18 protein-coding genes and 12 tRNA genes are annotated in these 14,857 nt (G+C 50.7%); 28 read left to right on the forward strand and 2 right to left on the reverse strand.

What is annotated here, in order from left to right:
* Positions 1-53: 53 nt before the first annotated feature.
* The 12 genes from AWJ19_RS02615 (at position 54) to AWJ19_RS02670 (ending at position 1,120) form a co-directional block, all read left to right on the forward strand.
* Positions 54-129, forward strand: a tRNA-Asn gene (locus tag AWJ19_RS02615).
* A 1-nt stretch (position 130) separates the two neighbouring features.
* Positions 131-206: transfer RNA gene (locus AWJ19_RS02620), tRNA-Thr, on the forward strand.
* Positions 207-218: 12 nt separating this feature from the next.
* Positions 219-293, forward strand: a tRNA-Glu gene (locus AWJ19_RS02625).
* Between the two features lie 28 nt (positions 294-321).
* Positions 322-397: transfer RNA gene (locus AWJ19_RS02630), tRNA-Val, on the forward strand.
* Positions 398-443: 46 nt separating this feature from the next.
* Positions 444-517 (forward strand) — tRNA-Gln (locus tag AWJ19_RS02635).
* A gap of 5 nt (positions 518-522) precedes the next feature.
* Positions 523-595: transfer RNA gene (locus tag AWJ19_RS02640), tRNA-Lys, on the forward strand.
* A gap of 19 nt (positions 596-614) precedes the next feature.
* Positions 615-698: transfer RNA gene (locus AWJ19_RS02645), tRNA-Leu, on the forward strand.
* Between the two features lie 8 nt (positions 699-706).
* Positions 707-781 (forward strand) — tRNA-Gly (locus AWJ19_RS02650).
* Positions 782-788: 7 nt separating this feature from the next.
* Positions 789-865 (forward strand) — tRNA-Arg (locus tag AWJ19_RS02655).
* A gap of 6 nt (positions 866-871) precedes the next feature.
* Positions 872-945: transfer RNA gene (locus AWJ19_RS02660), tRNA-Pro, on the forward strand.
* An 11-nt stretch (positions 946-956) separates the two neighbouring features.
* A tRNA-Gly gene (locus AWJ19_RS02665) sits at positions 957-1,030 on the forward strand.
* 16 nt (positions 1,031-1,046) lie between these two features.
* Positions 1,047-1,120 (forward strand) — tRNA-Pro (locus AWJ19_RS02670).
* Positions 1,121-1,225: 105 nt separating this feature from the next.
* Here AWJ19_RS02670 and AWJ19_RS02675 read toward each other — a convergent pair.
* Both AWJ19_RS02675 and AWJ19_RS02680 read right to left on the reverse strand, forming a co-directional pair.
* Positions 1,226-1,639, reverse strand: a complete 414-nt coding sequence (locus AWJ19_RS02675) for an ImmA/IrrE family metallo-endopeptidase (RefSeq protein ID WP_068721417.1) — start codon at positions 1,637-1,639, stop codon at positions 1,226-1,228.
* A 49-nt stretch (positions 1,640-1,688) separates the two neighbouring features.
* Positions 1,689-2,153: a transcriptional regulator gene (locus AWJ19_RS02680; RefSeq protein ID WP_068721298.1), complete on the reverse strand. Its 465-nt coding sequence runs from the start codon at positions 2,151-2,153 to the stop codon at positions 1,689-1,691.
* Between the two features lie 294 nt (positions 2,154-2,447).
* Here AWJ19_RS02680 and AWJ19_RS02685 point away from each other — a divergent pair, with 294 nt between their 5' ends.
* The 16 genes from AWJ19_RS02685 (at position 2,448) to AWJ19_RS02755 (ending at position 14,855) form a co-directional block, all read left to right on the forward strand.
* The gene (locus tag AWJ19_RS02685) at positions 2,448-2,960 is read left to right on the forward strand and encodes an ArpU family phage packaging/lysis transcriptional regulator (protein WP_068721300.1); all 513 of its coding nucleotides are present in this window, start codon (positions 2,448-2,450) and stop codon (positions 2,958-2,960) included.
* A gap of 417 nt (positions 2,961-3,377) precedes the next feature.
* A complete protein-coding gene (locus AWJ19_RS02690) occupies positions 3,378-3,809 on the forward strand; it encodes a DUF6838 family protein (RefSeq protein WP_128083481.1) in 432 nt (143 codons plus the stop codon).
* Positions 3,806-3,982: a hypothetical protein gene (locus AWJ19_RS35050; protein ID WP_157889926.1), complete on the forward strand. Its 177-nt coding sequence runs from the start codon at positions 3,806-3,808 to the stop codon at positions 3,980-3,982. Before AWJ19_RS02690 ends, AWJ19_RS35050 begins: the two co-directional genes overlap by 4 nt.
* On the forward strand, positions 3,982-5,304 hold the full coding sequence (locus AWJ19_RS02695) for a phage tail sheath family protein (protein ID WP_068721304.1): 1,323 nt from the start codon (positions 3,982-3,984) through the stop codon (positions 5,302-5,304). The genes AWJ19_RS35050 and AWJ19_RS02695 overlap by 1 nt, the downstream gene beginning before the upstream one ends.
* A 1-nt stretch (position 5,305) precedes the next feature.
* Positions 5,306-5,776, forward strand: coding sequence for a phage tail tube protein (locus AWJ19_RS02700; protein WP_068721306.1), 471 nt, complete (start codon positions 5,306-5,308; stop codon positions 5,774-5,776).
* Between the two features lie 109 nt (positions 5,777-5,885).
* Positions 5,886-6,308: a phage portal protein gene (locus AWJ19_RS02705; RefSeq protein ID WP_039877364.1), complete on the forward strand. Its 423-nt coding sequence runs from the start codon at positions 5,886-5,888 to the stop codon at positions 6,306-6,308.
* A gap of 192 nt (positions 6,309-6,500) precedes the next feature.
* Complete coding sequence (locus AWJ19_RS02710; protein ID WP_068721308.1) at positions 6,501-8,366, forward strand: hypothetical protein; 1,866 nt, start codon at positions 6,501-6,503, stop codon at positions 8,364-8,366.
* Position 8,367: 1 nt separating this feature from the next.
* Positions 8,368-9,135: a LysM peptidoglycan-binding domain-containing protein gene (locus AWJ19_RS02715; RefSeq protein WP_068721310.1), complete on the forward strand. Its 768-nt coding sequence runs from the start codon at positions 8,368-8,370 to the stop codon at positions 9,133-9,135.
* A gap of 11 nt (positions 9,136-9,146) precedes the next feature.
* Positions 9,147-10,109 carry a hypothetical protein gene (locus tag AWJ19_RS02720; protein ID WP_068721312.1) on the forward strand — a complete coding sequence of 321 codons (963 nt, stop codon included), beginning with the start codon at positions 9,147-9,149 and terminating at the stop codon, positions 10,107-10,109.
* 6 nt (positions 10,110-10,115) lie between these two features.
* Positions 10,116-10,409 (forward strand): DUF2577 domain-containing protein, encoded by a 294-nt coding sequence (locus AWJ19_RS02725; protein ID WP_068721314.1) that lies wholly within the window; start codon positions 10,116-10,118, stop codon positions 10,407-10,409.
* Positions 10,406-10,837, forward strand: coding sequence for a DUF2634 domain-containing protein (locus AWJ19_RS02730; RefSeq protein WP_082707665.1), 432 nt, complete (start codon positions 10,406-10,408; stop codon positions 10,835-10,837). Before AWJ19_RS02725 ends, AWJ19_RS02730 begins: the two co-directional genes overlap by 4 nt.
* A complete protein-coding gene (locus AWJ19_RS02735) occupies positions 10,830-11,888 on the forward strand; it encodes a baseplate J/gp47 family protein (RefSeq protein ID WP_068721316.1) in 1,059 nt (352 codons plus the stop codon). The genes AWJ19_RS02730 and AWJ19_RS02735 overlap by 8 nt, the downstream gene beginning before the upstream one ends.
* Positions 11,889-11,891: 3 nt before the next feature.
* Positions 11,892-12,305, forward strand: coding sequence for a phosphoglucomutase (locus AWJ19_RS02740; RefSeq protein WP_068721318.1), 414 nt, complete (start codon positions 11,892-11,894; stop codon positions 12,303-12,305).
* Position 12,306: 1 nt separating this feature from the next.
* A complete protein-coding gene (locus tag AWJ19_RS02745) occupies positions 12,307-13,329 on the forward strand; it encodes a DUF2793 domain-containing protein (RefSeq protein WP_068721322.1) in 1,023 nt (340 codons plus the stop codon).
* A gap of 12 nt (positions 13,330-13,341) precedes the next feature.
* A complete protein-coding gene (locus tag AWJ19_RS35055) occupies positions 13,342-14,241 on the forward strand; it encodes a hypothetical protein (protein WP_157889927.1) in 900 nt (299 codons plus the stop codon).
* A gap of 2 nt (positions 14,242-14,243) precedes the next feature.
* Positions 14,244-14,855, forward strand: a complete 612-nt coding sequence (locus AWJ19_RS02755) for a putative phage tail protein (protein ID WP_068721323.1) — start codon at positions 14,244-14,246, stop codon at positions 14,853-14,855.
* Positions 14,856-14,857: the final 2 nt, after the last annotated feature.

A 14,857-nucleotide genomic window follows, 5' to 3' on the forward strand; every position in this document is an offset into this window, starting at 1 on the left:
GTACTTGGACCGAAGGGTCCTGGGAGAGTAGGACGCCGCCAAGCGGATAATATTCCCTGATAGCTCAGTTGGTAGAGCACTCGACTGTTAATCGAGTTGTCACAGGTTCGAGTCCTGTTCGGGGAGCCATGCTCTCATAGCTCAGCAGGTAGAGTGCTTCCATGGTAAGGAAGAGGTCACCGGTTCGAATCCGGTTGAGAGCTCCACAAATTTTTTTAGGCCCGTTGGTCAAGGGGTTAAGACACCTCCCTTTCACGGAGGTAACAGGGGTTCGAATCCCCTACGGGTCACCATTTATTTAATGCTTTTGGTTATACATACGGAGGCTTAGCTCAGCTGGGAGAGCATCTGCCTTACAAGCAGAGGGTCGGGGGTTCGATCCCCTCAGCCTCCACCATAATCGTTTTCCTATTGAAACGCTTATGGGAGATATGTTACATTATAGGGGATTCGCCAAGTGGTAAGGCAACGGACTCTGACTCCGTCATCATAGGTTCGAATCCTATATCCCCTGCCAATTGCGAGCCATTAGCTCAGTTGGTAGAGCACCTGACTTTTAATCAGGGTGTCGAAGGTTCGAGTCCTTCATGGCTCACTTGATTAAAAAGTACTCTGCGCGTGTGGCGGAATGGCAGACGCACCAGACTTAGGATCTGGCGTCGTAAGACGTGGGGGTTCAAGTCCCTTCACGCGCACCACTTAATATGCGGACGTGGCTCAGCGGTAGAGCATCGCCTTGCCAAGGCGAGGGTCGCGGGTTCGATTCCCGTCGTCCGCTCCATAATTTTGCGCCCTTAGCTCAGCTGGATAGAGCGTTTGACTACGAATCAAAAGGTCAGGAGTTCGAATCTCTTAGGGCGCGCCATTTTTTCGGGATGTAGCTCAGCTTGGTAGAGCACCTGGTTTGGGACCAGGGGGTCGCATGTTCAAATCGTGTCATCCCGATTTTCATCTTTGCGGGTGTAGTTCAATGGTAGAACTTTAGCCTTCCAAGCTAATAGCGTGGGTTCGATTCCCATCACCCGCTCCATAATTTTATATTGTTTCGGGATGTAGCTCAGCTTGGTAGAGCACCTGGTTTGGGACCAGGGGGTCGCATGTTCAAATCGTGTCATCCCGATACTACAGCTTAGGCTGACAGAAACTCCTACTTCGGTAGGGGTTTTTTGTTATGTTCAAATGTCCTTCAATTAAGAGAAATGACTATGATGGAACATATGTTCTGTTAATCCTCTAAAAAAAAGCGAACCTCGGGCGGAATCCCGATTCGCAAGTAATAGCTTTTTACAGCTTCATCCTGATCCGGCAAAGTACCGGATGAAAGCAGCTTTACAGCAAAAAGATTGGCCTGGCGTTCAAGCTTGCCCGGGCTGAAAAAAGAATGCTCCTCCAGAAAAAAACGGTTTATACCTTTATGAAGACGGTCATGTCCCAGTTCATGCGCACAAACAAACCGCTGCCACTCCGCAGGAAGCCCGTTATGAATGACGATAAATCTTCTTCTCAGCTTACGGTAATATAATCCCTTTGTACCCGTTCCCAGATCCATGAACCGGATATGAATACCCAGTGCCCGGGCAAGTTCGAACGGATTGTTGGTCTTATACTTTGTAATCAGATTATTAATTAGCTCATCCATATTGTTCACCCGCAGCATGTAAAAGTAAGTTATAGCCCTGATTAGTTGTTCACTCCCGATAATCCGGACTATTCGGATTATCCGAAAGGTGTTCGGGTTTCTTTCGTTTGTTCATCTGCTTGGCTTCCCAGAACAGGCCGGTCAGCACATCCTTGATCCGCTGTTTGTCTTCCTTGTTGAGCGGAATCCCGTCAAACATCAACTCCCCGTCATCCTCGAGCATTTTGCGGAAATCCCGCTTATCCCTGCTTGTTGCCCAATCGGGAACCGGGTTGTCATTGCTGCTGGTGCCCTGCTCCGGCAAATAGCCTGCCTGACCCATTAGCTGATCATAGGATGCGCCTGTTGCTTCTGCAATCTTGCGAAGTGTAGCGGGCTTGGGAACACCCCGTAATCCATTTTCAATCCGTGAAATCTGCGAGCCGCTTATGCCGGCTAAGGCAGCCAGCTGATTAATACTCAATCCCTTCGCCTCACGGATTTGCTTCAAATATCCTCCGAATGTATCAGTCATCGTAAACCACTCCTTATCGCCTAAATACACAAGCCTGTTGCTAATAATATAAACCAACATTGCCAAAAGATAAACAACAATGTCTATTATATTGCCAAAAAGCAAGAAAGAGAGAGTATGACTTCTTTATTTGCCCGAAAATGAACAAAAACGGGATTTTACGTTTGAATCCGAAGATGGTATATTATAGGAAAATACGAACAGAATACGAACAAGTAGAATTTTAGCATACTTCCCGGAAAATTGCTGCCGCTAACTGAAAAATCATTTACCCCCAAAGGAGTGCATACAACAATGAACCTTTCTACGCTACCTGAATTGGATCGCCGCCGGACACAGATTACTATAGAAAATATGCTGGAGAAGTACCGGATATTTAAAACGGTCACTTTTGAAGCGAAAGAAGCAGGAATTACTTATTCATACACAGAGAGATTCCATGGCGCGACTAATAAGATTACTGACCAGACCGCAGCAATTGCAGCACACAACGTTGATGTGCCAGCTGCCCGAAGAGCCTACTGTGCTGCATTGGACAGTGTAGTAGACAGGCTAGCGCCCAGGGAGCAGCAGCTTGTACGTGAGCGTTATATGAGAAGGGATGAGGTGTACGATTACACTATATATAACCATGTGTTTGATCCACCGGTCAGTAAGGACACTTACGTAAAGATAAGGTCCAAAGCTTTCTATAAGATGGCACTTGCATTAGCAGACCTTGAGCTGCTCTCATTGGGCTCAATGCTCAAGTCTGGTGCAGCAGTTAACAGTGGACCGGCGGAGCATGCAGAGCTGACCTCCCGGTAAGCCTACAGCAAATATGTAAATTGCATCGTCTCTAGAGACGGTGCTTTTTTTGTGCAGTCAGATAGCATGCTTCAGACTAAAGCTGAGAATATTGCTGCATGCTTTTAACCTCCCTGAAACCTCCCCGCGGCAGCCAAAAGCTATCCTGAAATCAGGTGGAATACCGGCTTCATGCGGAAATAAAGGGAGTATGATTATAACATGGCAAATGAAGCAAAAAGACACCGCAGGAGCATGAATGCTCTGCTATAATCCTTACCGGTTAGCGGCTTAAGGGAACTGAAGCGGTGAAAGCTCTTTTGATCAGAGGCCATATCTTGCAGCGGATATTATCCATTACCGGATAATATCGTTTTTATTTCAGCAGACAGGAGGAATGAGCACACAGGCAATGCTTAACAGAAAAGGGTGACGAAGATGAAAATGGTACAACGGCTGCGCGAGCATATTACGGCAGCGCTGAAGTCAGCTTATCCGGAGCTGCCTCTGGATGTGGACGGGGAGAAGCCGCAGTCAGCCTACTTCAGGCTGGAGCTGATCTCGGCTGTCTACGACAGGCAGCGGGAAGGCAGATATATGGCAGTCTACAAGTTTGGCATCCGCTATGAACAAGGAGGTCTGCTGGACTCTGAGGAGCTGGCTGACGGTCTCTGTGAAGCGCTGGCTGTTCAGAGCCATGCTGACCCTGCCTTCCGTGTAATGAGGCAGGCCTGGGAAGCGGGAAAAGACGGCAGCGGGCCTGTGTTCACAGTCGACTACATGCTGTATTTGCAGAAACAGGAGCAGGGGCAGGGACAAACAGATGCCGTGCTGATGGGGCAGATAATGGAAGGAGCATATGTGAAATGAATACAGATGAAGCGGAACTGGGCAGGTTCGGCAAAAAACAGATTATGAGCTCGTCCCTATTTTCACCGCAAGAAAAAGATGTGATGGATGTAGTACTGCAGGATGGCAATGGATACACGCTGGATGAGGCAAAGGAAGGTATTAAGCTTTTTTTAACTAAGGAGGTTTTCTAATGGCTGGCGGAACATGGACAACACAAAATAAGGTACGGCCCGGAGTATACGTAAATGTAGCCTCAAACGGAAGCATTACAGGTAAGATGGGGGACCGCGGCATTACAGCCCTGGCGCTTACGCTGCCTTGGGGGGAATCCGGAGCTATTGTAAAGCTCACCCCGCAGGATAATTTCAGCCGTCTGCTGGGCTATGACCTGACAGAACCAGTGCTGCTTCCTGTAAGGGAAGCGTTGAAGCGTGCAGGCACCCTGCTGCTCTACCGCCTGAATGAAGGGGTTAAGGCAGGAGTGAGCAGTAACGGGCTGCAGGCAACAGCCAAGTTCGGCGGGGAGCGCGGAAATGACCTGACAGTGGTGATTGAGAAGAACATTGAAGATAATGCACTTTTTGATGTGAAAACACTGCTTGGCAGGGCTGAAGTGGATAAGCAGACAGTGGCTGGTGCAGCTGATCTTATAGAAAATGAGTATTTGCTGTTTAAGGCCAACGGTCCGGGGACGCTGACCCTGTCAGCCGGAATGCCTCTGACTGGCGGTGAGAATGGTACAGTAAATGGCGCACAGCACAGTGATTTTCTGGCTGCGCTTGAGGTTCAGGATTTCCAGACCGTCGGGCTGCTGTCACAGGATAACACGCTGAAGGCACTGTATACCTCTTATGTAAAACGTCTTCGGGATACAGAGGGCAAGAAGGTGCAGGCCGTGCTGTCTGACTATCCTGCGGCTGACCATGAAGGCATAATCAGTTTGGCCAATGGTGTCGTGCTGGCCGACGGTACAGTGATTGATAAAACCACAGCGGTAGCCTGGGTAGCAGGTGCTGCGGCTGGTGCTGCAGTTAATGAATCGCTGACCTATCAGTCTTACGATGATGCGGTTGATGCCGATGTAAGGCTCAGCCATTCCGGAACAGTAGCGGCGCTGACAGAAGGACAAATGCTCTTTACGTACAGCAGCGGCCGTGCGGTGGTCGAGCAGGACATCAACAGCTTCACTTCTTTTTCACCGGATAAGGGGAAGGTTTTCTCCAAAAACCGTGTTGTGCGCGTGCTTGACGGGATTGCCGGTGACTTGAAGCGTATTTTCGAACAAAACTTTATTGGCAAGGTTGCCAACAATGAGGATGGACGGGCACTGTTCTGGGCCCAGTGTGTCACCTATATGAATGATCTGCAGGCACTGGGTGCTATCGACAGCTTCAATTCGCAGAGTGATATTGTGGTATCTGCGAGTGCCGACAGTGACAGTGTTGTTCTGGAGGTTGCTGTGAAGCCGGTGGATTCCGTGGAAAAAGTATATATGAAAGTGAAGGTGGTTTAAGATGGCGTTTCTAAAAGCTAGTGATACCCTCTCCGGCCAGGAAGGCCGCGCATATGCCAAGATCGGCTCCCAGGTGGAGGAAATGTTCTATGTGAAGACACTCGAAGCAACTGTGGAAAAGCAGAAGGCTGAGGTGAAGACGCTGGGCCGCCGCGGGGTGCAGCATAAAGCAACCGGATGGTCGGGAAGCGGGACCATGACGATTTTTTATATGACCAGCCGTTTCCGGCAGATGATGCTGGAATATATGAAAACAGGGGTGGACCAGTATTTCGATATTGAAGTCACGAATGAGGACCCGTCATCCAGCGTAGGGGCCCAACGGATTATTCTGAAGGGCGTTAATCTGGACAGTGTAATTATGGCTTCCCTGGATACAGAGTCGGATGCGCTTGAGGAGGAGGTCAGCTTCACTTTTGAGGATGTAGAGCTGGCACAGTCTTTTAGCGCTCCGGCGGGCTCCAGCCTGTAAGAGACAGCCAGGAACAGAGTTTAATCAGATGTAAGCACGAACAGGCCCGGACGCAAGAGCTGGCGGCGGGTCTTTGCTTCGTCTGCACATTTCATTAGGAGGAAAGACAATGAGCGAATTGAGTATGTTTTTTGCACAAAATGCGGCATGTGATACAACTGAGGAGTTTGTGGTGTCCCAGCGTTTCAAGGATAAAGAGGGGACAGCTGTAGCCTGGAAGCTTCGCAGCATGACCGAGGATGAGAACCAGGATTGCCGTAAAGCCGCCACCCGTAAGGTGAAGGGGAAAAACGGCGCCTACACCTCTGAAATCGACCCTAACGATTACATGGCCAAGCTTATGACAGCCAGTGTCGTACATCCTGATCTGAAAAATGCCGAGCTCCAGCGCTCCTACGGGGTGATGGGCGCGGAGGCGCTCCTGCGGAAAATGCTGCTTCCCGGTGAGTTCGCTGCGCTCGGTGAACGGGTGCAGGCGCTGAACGGTTTTGGCACAGATATGAACGAGCTGGTGGACGAAGTAAAAAACTGATTAACGGGGGCGACAGTGAGGCAAATCTGGCCTACTACGCTCTCCATGAGCTTCATATTTTGCCGCACGAGCTGATGAGGCTGTCTGCGCGTGAGCGGGCGGCGGTGTATGCGATGATTGCTGTGCGGGTGGATAAGGAAAAACGCGAGCGTGCACGGAGTAAGGGAAAGAAGCGATGAAGGGGGTGAAGGAATGGAGAATAATTCAAACGGGTCCATGAGTAATGCGCTGGTTCCGGTAACCGCATTAACAGTCTGGCAAAATGTGAATGCCCAGTGGGAGCGGCTTAACCAGAACTTTAACCGCGCATCATATTCGCTTAATGATCTGCAGATTATCCTGCAGCGGATCTATGAGGAGAAAAATAAATCCTTTATGGAAGGCTTTATGCAGGCGCAGGAGGCGGCTTCCCGGCTCAATAACGAAGCAGAGCGGGCTAACCCTACGGACAGTGCAGATCAGGCAGATAATGCCGATCCGGCAAATGAGAAAACCGGATTTATGGGGAAAATCCAAAAAATGATGAAAGCCCTGGATGTAAGCGGCTTTGAGCTGATTACCTATGTCGGTGAGAAGGCCGTAAGCTACCTGATGAACAGACAGGATACGGCAGCTGCCGGGGCAGCAGCAGGAGCAGGAACCGCAAATGATGCTGGACCTCAACCTGTCGCTGATGAAGCCGGAGAATCAGCCAAGCAAGATAAGCCGGGCTTTCTGTCCAAGGCAAAGGATTCACTTGCGGCTATAGATCTTAGCGGTATTTTCGATAAGGTGAAGTCGCTTGGTGTTAAGGCTATTACTGCAAACGCATCTGAGGAAGATACGAAAAAGTGGGATCTCCTGCAAAGAAATATGGATGGAGCCGTAAAATCAATGGGGGAAAAAGCCATTGTCGCCCTCCGTCCGGTGCTTGATACGCTGAATAAGTTTTTTCAGTCAGAACAGATGGTCTCAATGCTTACTATGGTAGCCAACGGGTTTATGGTAATTGCTACGGTTATCGGGGCTGTGGTGGACTGGATTTTCTACATGATTGATGCCATACAGCAGAACTGGGATGTTGTTGCCCCGATTTTGGCTGCGATTGCCTTCGTGCTGCTGGCTGCCATGATTATTCAGGTATATGCGCTTGCTGCTGCCTGGCTGGTGGCTAACTGGCCCATTCTGCTTATTGTTGCGGCTATTGGCTTACTTATCTACTGCCTGCAGCAGTCAGGTGTTTCTGTAGGCCAGGTGGTGGAATTTATTGCAGGAGCTTTCGGCTGGCTTAAGGCTTTTATCGAAAATATCGTAATAGCGCTCTACAACACCTTTATTGCCTTTGCCGATTTTTTCCGGAATCTGTTCATTGATCCCAAGTTTGCTGTAAGTAAGCTGTTCTATGATCTGGCGATGAATTTTCTCGGCTTTATTTATCAGATGGCGTTCGGGGTCGAGAATTTTGCAGGCGGCTTTGTGGGGGCAATGGTGGATGCTATCAACCTGGTTTTGAAAAAGGTTAAAGGGATGGCGGACAGTCTCAGCAAGCTGCCGGGCTTCAGTTTTTTAGCGGATTTTGAGCCTAATTATCTCGACACGGAGAATAAGCATGTATTCAGTGACATGATTCTGAAAGCCAAAGATATGATTCCCAAGCCCACTTCAGACAAAGCGGTATACGACTCAGAGAAGAAGGATTATGTGGATTATGATAAGGCTGTTAAGGATGCCAGTCAAATGGGCAAAGAGCTGGTGAGCAATTTCGACACGAAGGTGAAATTTGCCCCGGCCGAAGCTTCGAAATCAGCTGCCGGAGGCTCAGGCCTGCCAAGCAACGTTAACCGCGTCAATGAAGTCGGCTCAATTAACGATACCGTAGACATCTCCAGCGATGATCTGAAAATGCTGAGGGAGCTGGCGGAGCTTCAGGCGATTCAGAATTTTGTGGAGCTGACACCGACGGTACAGGTTACAACCGGTAACATCAATAATGCCGGAGACATCGACTCCATCATTACCAAGATCGGGCAGGTGCTGCAGGAGGAATTTGTTTCAACAGCCCAGGGGGTGTATACGTAACGTGGAGGAATACGGTTTTTTCTTAAGCTTCAATAATTATGAAGAGGTCATCCGGCTGCCGGTTAATCCGGAGATGCTGGAAATCAAAGAGTCGGGAGACGGAAAAAGCTATTCGATTATCGAGCTTGGAGAAATTAATGCGATTGCTTATCCGAAGCTGACCGAGCTGTCCATAGAAAGCATGTTTCCGGCCCAGTGGTATCCGTTTGTCGTATATCCGGCAAGTGAGGTTCAGGAAAAAGAAAGCCGGCTGCTTAAGCCCTACGAATATGTGGCGATGATCAAACGGTGGATGGTCAGCCGCAGGCCTGTCCGGTTTGTTTTTACCGGGCTTAAACAGTTGGAGAGTAATGCTTCGGATCAGACTGGGACTATGGCTGACTGGCTTAAGGAGGCTGCAGACCGGGCCGCCCAGACCTTCACAGGCGATATGGGCATCAACATGCCGGTCAGCATCGAAAATTTCACCTGGAAGCTGAGTGCCGGAAATTCCGGGGATATCGAATACACGCTGGCGCTCAAAAAATATGTGTTCTATCAGGCGCTCGCAGTAAAGGCTGCCGGGAATGTGGTAAAGAAACAGCAGCAGCGGGCCAGTGAAAAAACGGCGGCAGCCACCTATACGATTCAAGCCGGAGACTCGCTCTGGAGTATTGCCCAGAAAAAGCTTGGCAGCGGAAGCAAATATAAAGCCCTCCAGAAGCTTAACGGCATTTCCGACAGTGAGCTTAAGAAGCTGCAAATCGGCAGAGTCATCAAGCTGGCATAGGGGGAGGAAGCATGAAGCTGCTGGTGAAAAATAAAGACGGTCTGCTCTGGGATATCTCCGCTATAGCGGCCGACATCTCCTGGAAGACCTCGCGTTCGGGCAAACCTGCGACACTTGAGATAACGCTTGTGGACAGCGGGATTTATCAGCATCCCAGGTTCAACATCGGGAACGGGGATATTGTACAGTTCAGCAAGGATGGCAGGGATGCCTTTTACGGATTTGTGTTTTCGATAGCAACCGGTGCAGACAGGGAGATCAAATTGACGGCGTACGACCAGATCCGTTATCTGCTGGGCAACGGAAGCTATGTGCTGCAGAATGTGACTGCAAATGAGCTCGTCGCAAAAATAGCGAAGGATTACGGTTTGCAGACCGGTGTGCTTGATGAGGCGCAGTACAGGATACCTTCGCTTATAGAGGATAATAAAAAGCTGCTCGATATCATTATGGGAGCCGTGGGCAGTGAGCTGCAGAACAGCGGGCAGCTGCTGGCTTTTTATGATGATTTCGGGAAGCTGGCACTGCGAAATATGCAGAGTATGCTGCTTAACGTCGTTTTGGGAGCAGGCCGTTACCTCTATGACTACTCGCTTAAGCGGAGCATCGATGAGGACACGTACAATACTATTTTTTTGTATAGGGATAATAAGGAGACAGGCAAACGTGAATTCTATCCGGTTACGGATAAGGAGAATGTAGCACGCTGGGGGATATTGCAGCTGTATCAGCAGGCCGACGACAAGGCGGCTGCGGCGCAAATCCGGGAGAAGGCGGACAACCTGCTTAAGCTGCATAACCGGGAAAAGCTCAGTCTGACTGTTCAGGCAATCGGGGATATGCGCGTAAGAGCCGGAAACTTCATTTATGTGCTGCTGGATGAATTTGAGACTCAGCTGTTTCTAGTGGATGAATGCAGCCATAAAATTTCAGGCGGGGAACACACAATGTCGCTCACGATAAAGGTGGTGTAGGAACAGATGCTGGATATTATTAAAAAAGCGAGCCTCGGAGCCGTATCCAATACGAATCCTGTGGCTTTTTCTTATGGGCAGGTGACGGGGGCGGAGCCATTGCAGATTCAGGTGGATCAGCGGTTTGTGCTGTCAGGCCCCGCACTGGTGCTGCCGGAAGCTGTTACAGAGTGCCGGATTGAGCTGGACGGAAGGCAGCTGCTGATCCGGCGGGGGCTTGAGCCGGGAGACCGTGTGCTGCTCCTGCGGATGCAGGGCGGACAGAGCTATGTTGTGCTGGATCGGCTGGTGGACCTATGATTCCGGCTGTAGGCAGGTCAGGACCGATCAAGGGGCTGCTGGAAGAGGATGCACCGGGACAGAATGTGATGAGCCCCAGTCTTACCTACCGGATGGACTGGGGGCTGAAGCGGATTACCGGCACTGTTGATGCCTTGGAAGCCGTCAGACAGGCTGCCATCAAGGTGCTGCAGACGGAACGTTACGATTTTCTAATCTATAGTGCAGATTACGGGACAGAATGGAATCTGCTGCTCGGAAAGGATAGGCTGCTGGTCCGGGCGGAGCTGTTGCGGATTGTCAGTGAAGCACTGCTTCAGGACGAACGGATCCGCGGGCTGGAGCAGGCAGAGATTACTTTTAATGGCGATCAGGTGAGCTTCAATTGCACTGTAGTCACGTATTACGGCAATTTTGAGCTCAGAAAGGAGCTGATAAGCAGTGTATGAGGATCAGACGTATGAAATGCTGCTTGAACGCATGCTGGACAGGGTCCCGGAAGGAATGGACAAGCGGGAAGGCAGCATTATTTATGATGCGCTTGCCCCGGCTGCAGCGGAAATGGCGCAGATGTATATTGAGCTGGATGTGAACATTAATCTGCACTTTGCCGACACTGCAGCCGGTGAGTATTTGGAGCGCAGCATTTCCTGGACCGGCATTACCAGGGAGCCGGCAACCAAGGCACAGCTGCGCGGAGAATTCTATGATAGCGCAGATGAGCTGCTGGATATCCCCTTGGGCAGCAGGTTCTCGGCGGGGCTCTATAATTACACAGCGGCTGAAAGGCTCTCCCCGGGAGCGTTCCGGCTGGAGAGTGAGACCGCCGGAGCAGCCGGTAATCAGTATTCCGGCAGCCTGCTGCCGGTGAATTATATTCCGGGGCTTGCACGCGGGGTGATTATTTCGCTACTGATACCGGGCGAGGAAGCAGAAGATGACGAAGCGCTGCGCCGGCGGTATTTTGATTCGGCCAGACGCCCGTCCACCAGCGGGAACAAATATCATTACATGGACTGGGCATCACAGATTGAAGGCGTGGGCGGCGCACGGGTCTTCCCGCTGTGGAACGGACCCAAGACGGTTAAGGTAATCATTGTCGATGCCGACAAGAAGCCGGCCTCAGCTGTGCTGGTATCCTTGGTACAACAGCATATTGATCCTGCGCCGGGTCTAGGGGAAGGACAGGCTCCTGTAGGTGCCGTGGTGACAGTTGCTTCAGCCGCCGGTAAAACCATCACAGTCAGTGCAGCGGTTACTCTGGCTTCAGGCTATACGCTGCAGGCGGTGATCAATGCTTTTCAGGTTATGCTGGAGAAATACCGTAAGGAAAAGGCCTTTGAAGCTTCGTACATCAGCCAGTCTGTCGTCGGCGCTTTGCTGCTGGATACTGAGGGCGTTCTGGATTACAGCGGACTGAAGCTGAACGGCGGATCCGGCAATATTACGCTGGCAGAGAACGAAGTACCCTTATTCGCTAATGCTGTGCTGGAGGTGTAGCGGATGGGGTACCCGGAACAGGTGGATGTGTTCAAAGAAAAGCTGAACAAAAAAGCCAGCGGCGGCAGCTACGTCGTGGAAGAAAAGCTCATGCTCACAAATGGGATTTACAGTGGACAGCTTACCCACGACAACATTAATAACCAGAGTATAACGGTATATACCGGATCACGCTTCAGCGGGACTGAGCTGCGTAATTTTTCGGTTTCTTTTCCGGATGAAGCGCCCTGGCGGCGGATCATTAAAATTTTTGCTGAGGTTCCAGAGGTATATGTGACCTATGAAACCCCGGGCGATACCGTGGAGGCGGATGATATCAACGTTCTGCAAACAGGGCTGACTGCCGCCCAGCGCGAGATTGAACGTTATAAAAGTGCGGGATTGATCGACGGCGGATCTTTTAAAAGAGAGGTGTAATATGGCACAGACGATTCAAGTAAAACGCGGCACAAAAGCAGAGCTGTCCACCTATGGTGTGCTTAAAGCCGGGGAGATGGGGTTCTGTACAGATACAAAAGAAGTCTATATCGGCGACGGCACTTCCAATTCGATGGTCGGACGGGCACTATCCGGCCCCGAAGCTTCACGTCCGGCGGCTGCTTCCGTGGGGCGCTTATATTATGTAACGAGCGGGACGAACAGCGGCTATTTGTATTTTGACGACGGGACAGCCTGGCGCCGCATTAATGCCCAGAAGCTGACTGATTTGACGGGAACAGCAGATGATATTGCCGACGGCACAACCTATGCGAAAGTGCTCAAGGCAGATATCACCGCAGGGCATGTTAATAAAGTCTCTGACGGGACGAATGTCAAAACAGCGGCAGAGATTAAGACCCATCTCGATGATGCCACAAAGCATCGTATAATTAATGATTCGGGTACAGCCATTACAGACCTGTGGTCAGCGCAAAAGATCAGAAACGAGATTGAGCTGGCCAAGCATAATATCGAGCCGCAGAGCTCTGTTAAAGATCAGAATCTGACGGTTCCGCCTGCTTCTCCTGCAGAAGGGGACCGTTACATCATTCCGGCCGCCGCTACCGGCGTATGGACGGGCAAAGGCAGCCAGATAGCCGAGTATCAATCTGCAGCCTGGGTGTACTATCCTCCGGCTGTAGGCTGGACCGCCTATGTGGACGATGAACAGAAAATCTACAGCTGGAACGGCAGCACCTGGGTACGCACCGGCGGCGCACTTCAGACCATTACTGCCGGCAACGGTTTAACCGGCGGAGGACAGGCTGATTCAGTGACCCTAAACATCGGTGCCGGTAACGGCATCACAGTCACAGCCGATGCCATTGCAGTTACCGCAGGCAAAGGGATTACTGTAGATGCAAACGGCGTAGCGGCCAATATCGATGGAAGCAGTATTGTGTATGACACAGCTAACGGCAACAAGCTGACGGTAGCCAGCATAGACGGCGGCACATTCTAGGAGGCGGCAGAGATGGCACTGAAGACATTGATACAGATCCGCCGCGGGCTGGAGAGTGCACTTGGTGTTCTTGCGGCTGGTGAGCTGGGCTACTGCACCGATACAGGCAAGCTGTATATCGGAACAGGCAGCGTGAACATGCTGCTGGTGGCATCGCAGAGCACCGGTGACATGCTGAAAAGCATCTATGACACCAACAACAACGGTAAGGTCGATTATGCGCAGACAGCAGACAGTGTAGCCTGGTCCGGCATAGCCGGCAAGCCGGAGGTGTTTCCGGCGGCGGGGCATACGCATGATGACAGATATCCGGTGCTGACTAATGGTGCAGTGTATGGATTATTCCCTTCCACCTCGAGTACGATGCTGGGGAACGAGTACAACATCCTTTTGAATGCACATAAGCGTAAGGAAATAACCATAACCCAGACAGGTACGGCCAAAATTGATACCGATTCGCTCTTTGACGGCAGACTCACACCGACTTATTCTTCCCTGGGTATACCAGCTGGGACTCCAACTGTTATAACCATTGAAGGATTGCCGGAGGCGCATACCCAAACTGGCGGCGTAATCGGGTGGACCTGCCGATACTGGTATCCCTCTAAATACAAAATTGAAGTATACGATACCTATAACGCCACCGGGTGGCGTGTGCTCAAAGATCAAAGTGTGGTAGATGCTCCTGCTAAGGAACTTATGATCCCGCTGTATCCCAATTTCCAGGGACAGTTCACCAAAATCAGGATTACCATTTATGACAGCAGTGTTGGAACAGCTGATGCAAACGGTAATCGCAGGTTTGGTCTTAGTGAGGTTTTTTTCTGTCATCCGGAAGCTGCTACAGTTTTTCAATATCTGGATTATATGTCTAGCGGCCCAATTAGCTGGAATCAGCTCAAGGGGGTATAGAAATGGCCTTTGGCGAGTCTTTATACGGGACATTAAGTTATTCATCCGATCATTCTTTACAAGAGGGACCCGGGTTCACCCGGCCGGATCTGATGAAATACCTGCCTGATTTTTACCAGGGCGTCATTGAAATGGAAGAGATTCAGGCCAGCAATGCCATAGAATGCGGACAGCTTCGCTATTCAATAGAAGATTCCGCATTACAGACGGACGTAGAATCGGCAACCTGGGGGCTGGCTCGCTGGGAGAATGTATTGGCCTTGACTACGGATAATACTAAATCCTATGCGACCCGCCGGGAGATGATCAAGGCGAAGCTGCGCGGAAGCGGAACGACTACACCGGAGATGATCCGGCGGACGGCGTCCGCTTTTTCAGGCGGGGATGTGGAGGTTGTAGATGTGCCGGGAGAGTACAGCTTCCAGGTTCGGTTCGTAGGTACCCTGGGTATCCCCGCTAATATGTCCGGGCTAATCCAGATCATTGAAGAGATTAAGCCGGCGCATCTGGCCTACGAGTTTGTGTACAGCTATACCTGGTGGGATTCAGTCAAGGCACTCACCTGGAGAGGTGCGCATGAGCGGACCTGGAATGAATTAAGAGTATACGAATAGGA

The organism is Paenibacillus sp. DMB5 (assembly GCF_001517085.1).
Taxonomy (GTDB): domain Bacteria; phylum Bacillota; class Bacilli; order Paenibacillales; family Paenibacillaceae; genus Paenibacillus_AQ.

Bases quoted from the DNA above. Each gene is read 5' to 3' on its own strand.
- AWJ19_RS02675 (WP_068721417.1), bottom strand. From the start codon at position 1,639: ATGGATGAGCTAATTAATAATCTGATTACAAAGTATAAGACCAACAAT.
- AWJ19_RS02680 (WP_068721298.1), bottom strand. From the start codon at position 2,153: ATGACTGATACATTCGGAGGATATTTGAAGCAAATCCGTGAGGCGAAG.
- AWJ19_RS02685 (WP_068721300.1), top strand. From the start codon at position 2,448: ATGAACCTTTCTACGCTACCTGAATTGGATCGCCGCCGGACACAGATT.
- AWJ19_RS02690 (WP_128083481.1), top strand. From the start codon at position 3,378: ATGAAAATGGTACAACGGCTGCGCGAGCATATTACGGCAGCGCTGAAG.
- AWJ19_RS35050 (WP_157889926.1), top strand. From the start codon at position 3,806: ATGAATACAGATGAAGCGGAACTGGGCAGGTTCGGCAAAAAACAGATT.
- AWJ19_RS02695 (WP_068721304.1), top strand. From the start codon at position 3,982: ATGGCTGGCGGAACATGGACAACACAAAATAAGGTACGGCCCGGAGTA.
- AWJ19_RS02700 (WP_068721306.1), top strand. From the start codon at position 5,306: ATGGCGTTTCTAAAAGCTAGTGATACCCTCTCCGGCCAGGAAGGCCGC.
- AWJ19_RS02705 (WP_039877364.1), top strand. From the start codon at position 5,886: ATGAGCGAATTGAGTATGTTTTTTGCACAAAATGCGGCATGTGATACA.
- AWJ19_RS02710 (WP_068721308.1), top strand. From the start codon at position 6,501: ATGGAGAATAATTCAAACGGGTCCATGAGTAATGCGCTGGTTCCGGTA.
- AWJ19_RS02720 (WP_068721312.1), top strand. From the start codon at position 9,147: ATGAAGCTGCTGGTGAAAAATAAAGACGGTCTGCTCTGGGATATCTCC.
- AWJ19_RS02725 (WP_068721314.1), top strand. From the start codon at position 10,116: ATGCTGGATATTATTAAAAAAGCGAGCCTCGGAGCCGTATCCAATACG.
- AWJ19_RS02730 (WP_082707665.1), top strand. From the start codon at position 10,406: ATGATTCCGGCTGTAGGCAGGTCAGGACCGATCAAGGGGCTGCTGGAA.
- AWJ19_RS02740 (WP_068721318.1), top strand. From the start codon at position 11,892: ATGGGGTACCCGGAACAGGTGGATGTGTTCAAAGAAAAGCTGAACAAA.
- AWJ19_RS02745 (WP_068721322.1), top strand. From the start codon at position 12,307: ATGGCACAGACGATTCAAGTAAAACGCGGCACAAAAGCAGAGCTGTCC.
- AWJ19_RS35055 (WP_157889927.1), top strand. From the start codon at position 13,342: ATGGCACTGAAGACATTGATACAGATCCGCCGCGGGCTGGAGAGTGCA.
- AWJ19_RS02755 (WP_068721323.1), top strand. From the start codon at position 14,244: ATGGCCTTTGGCGAGTCTTTATACGGGACATTAAGTTATTCATCCGAT.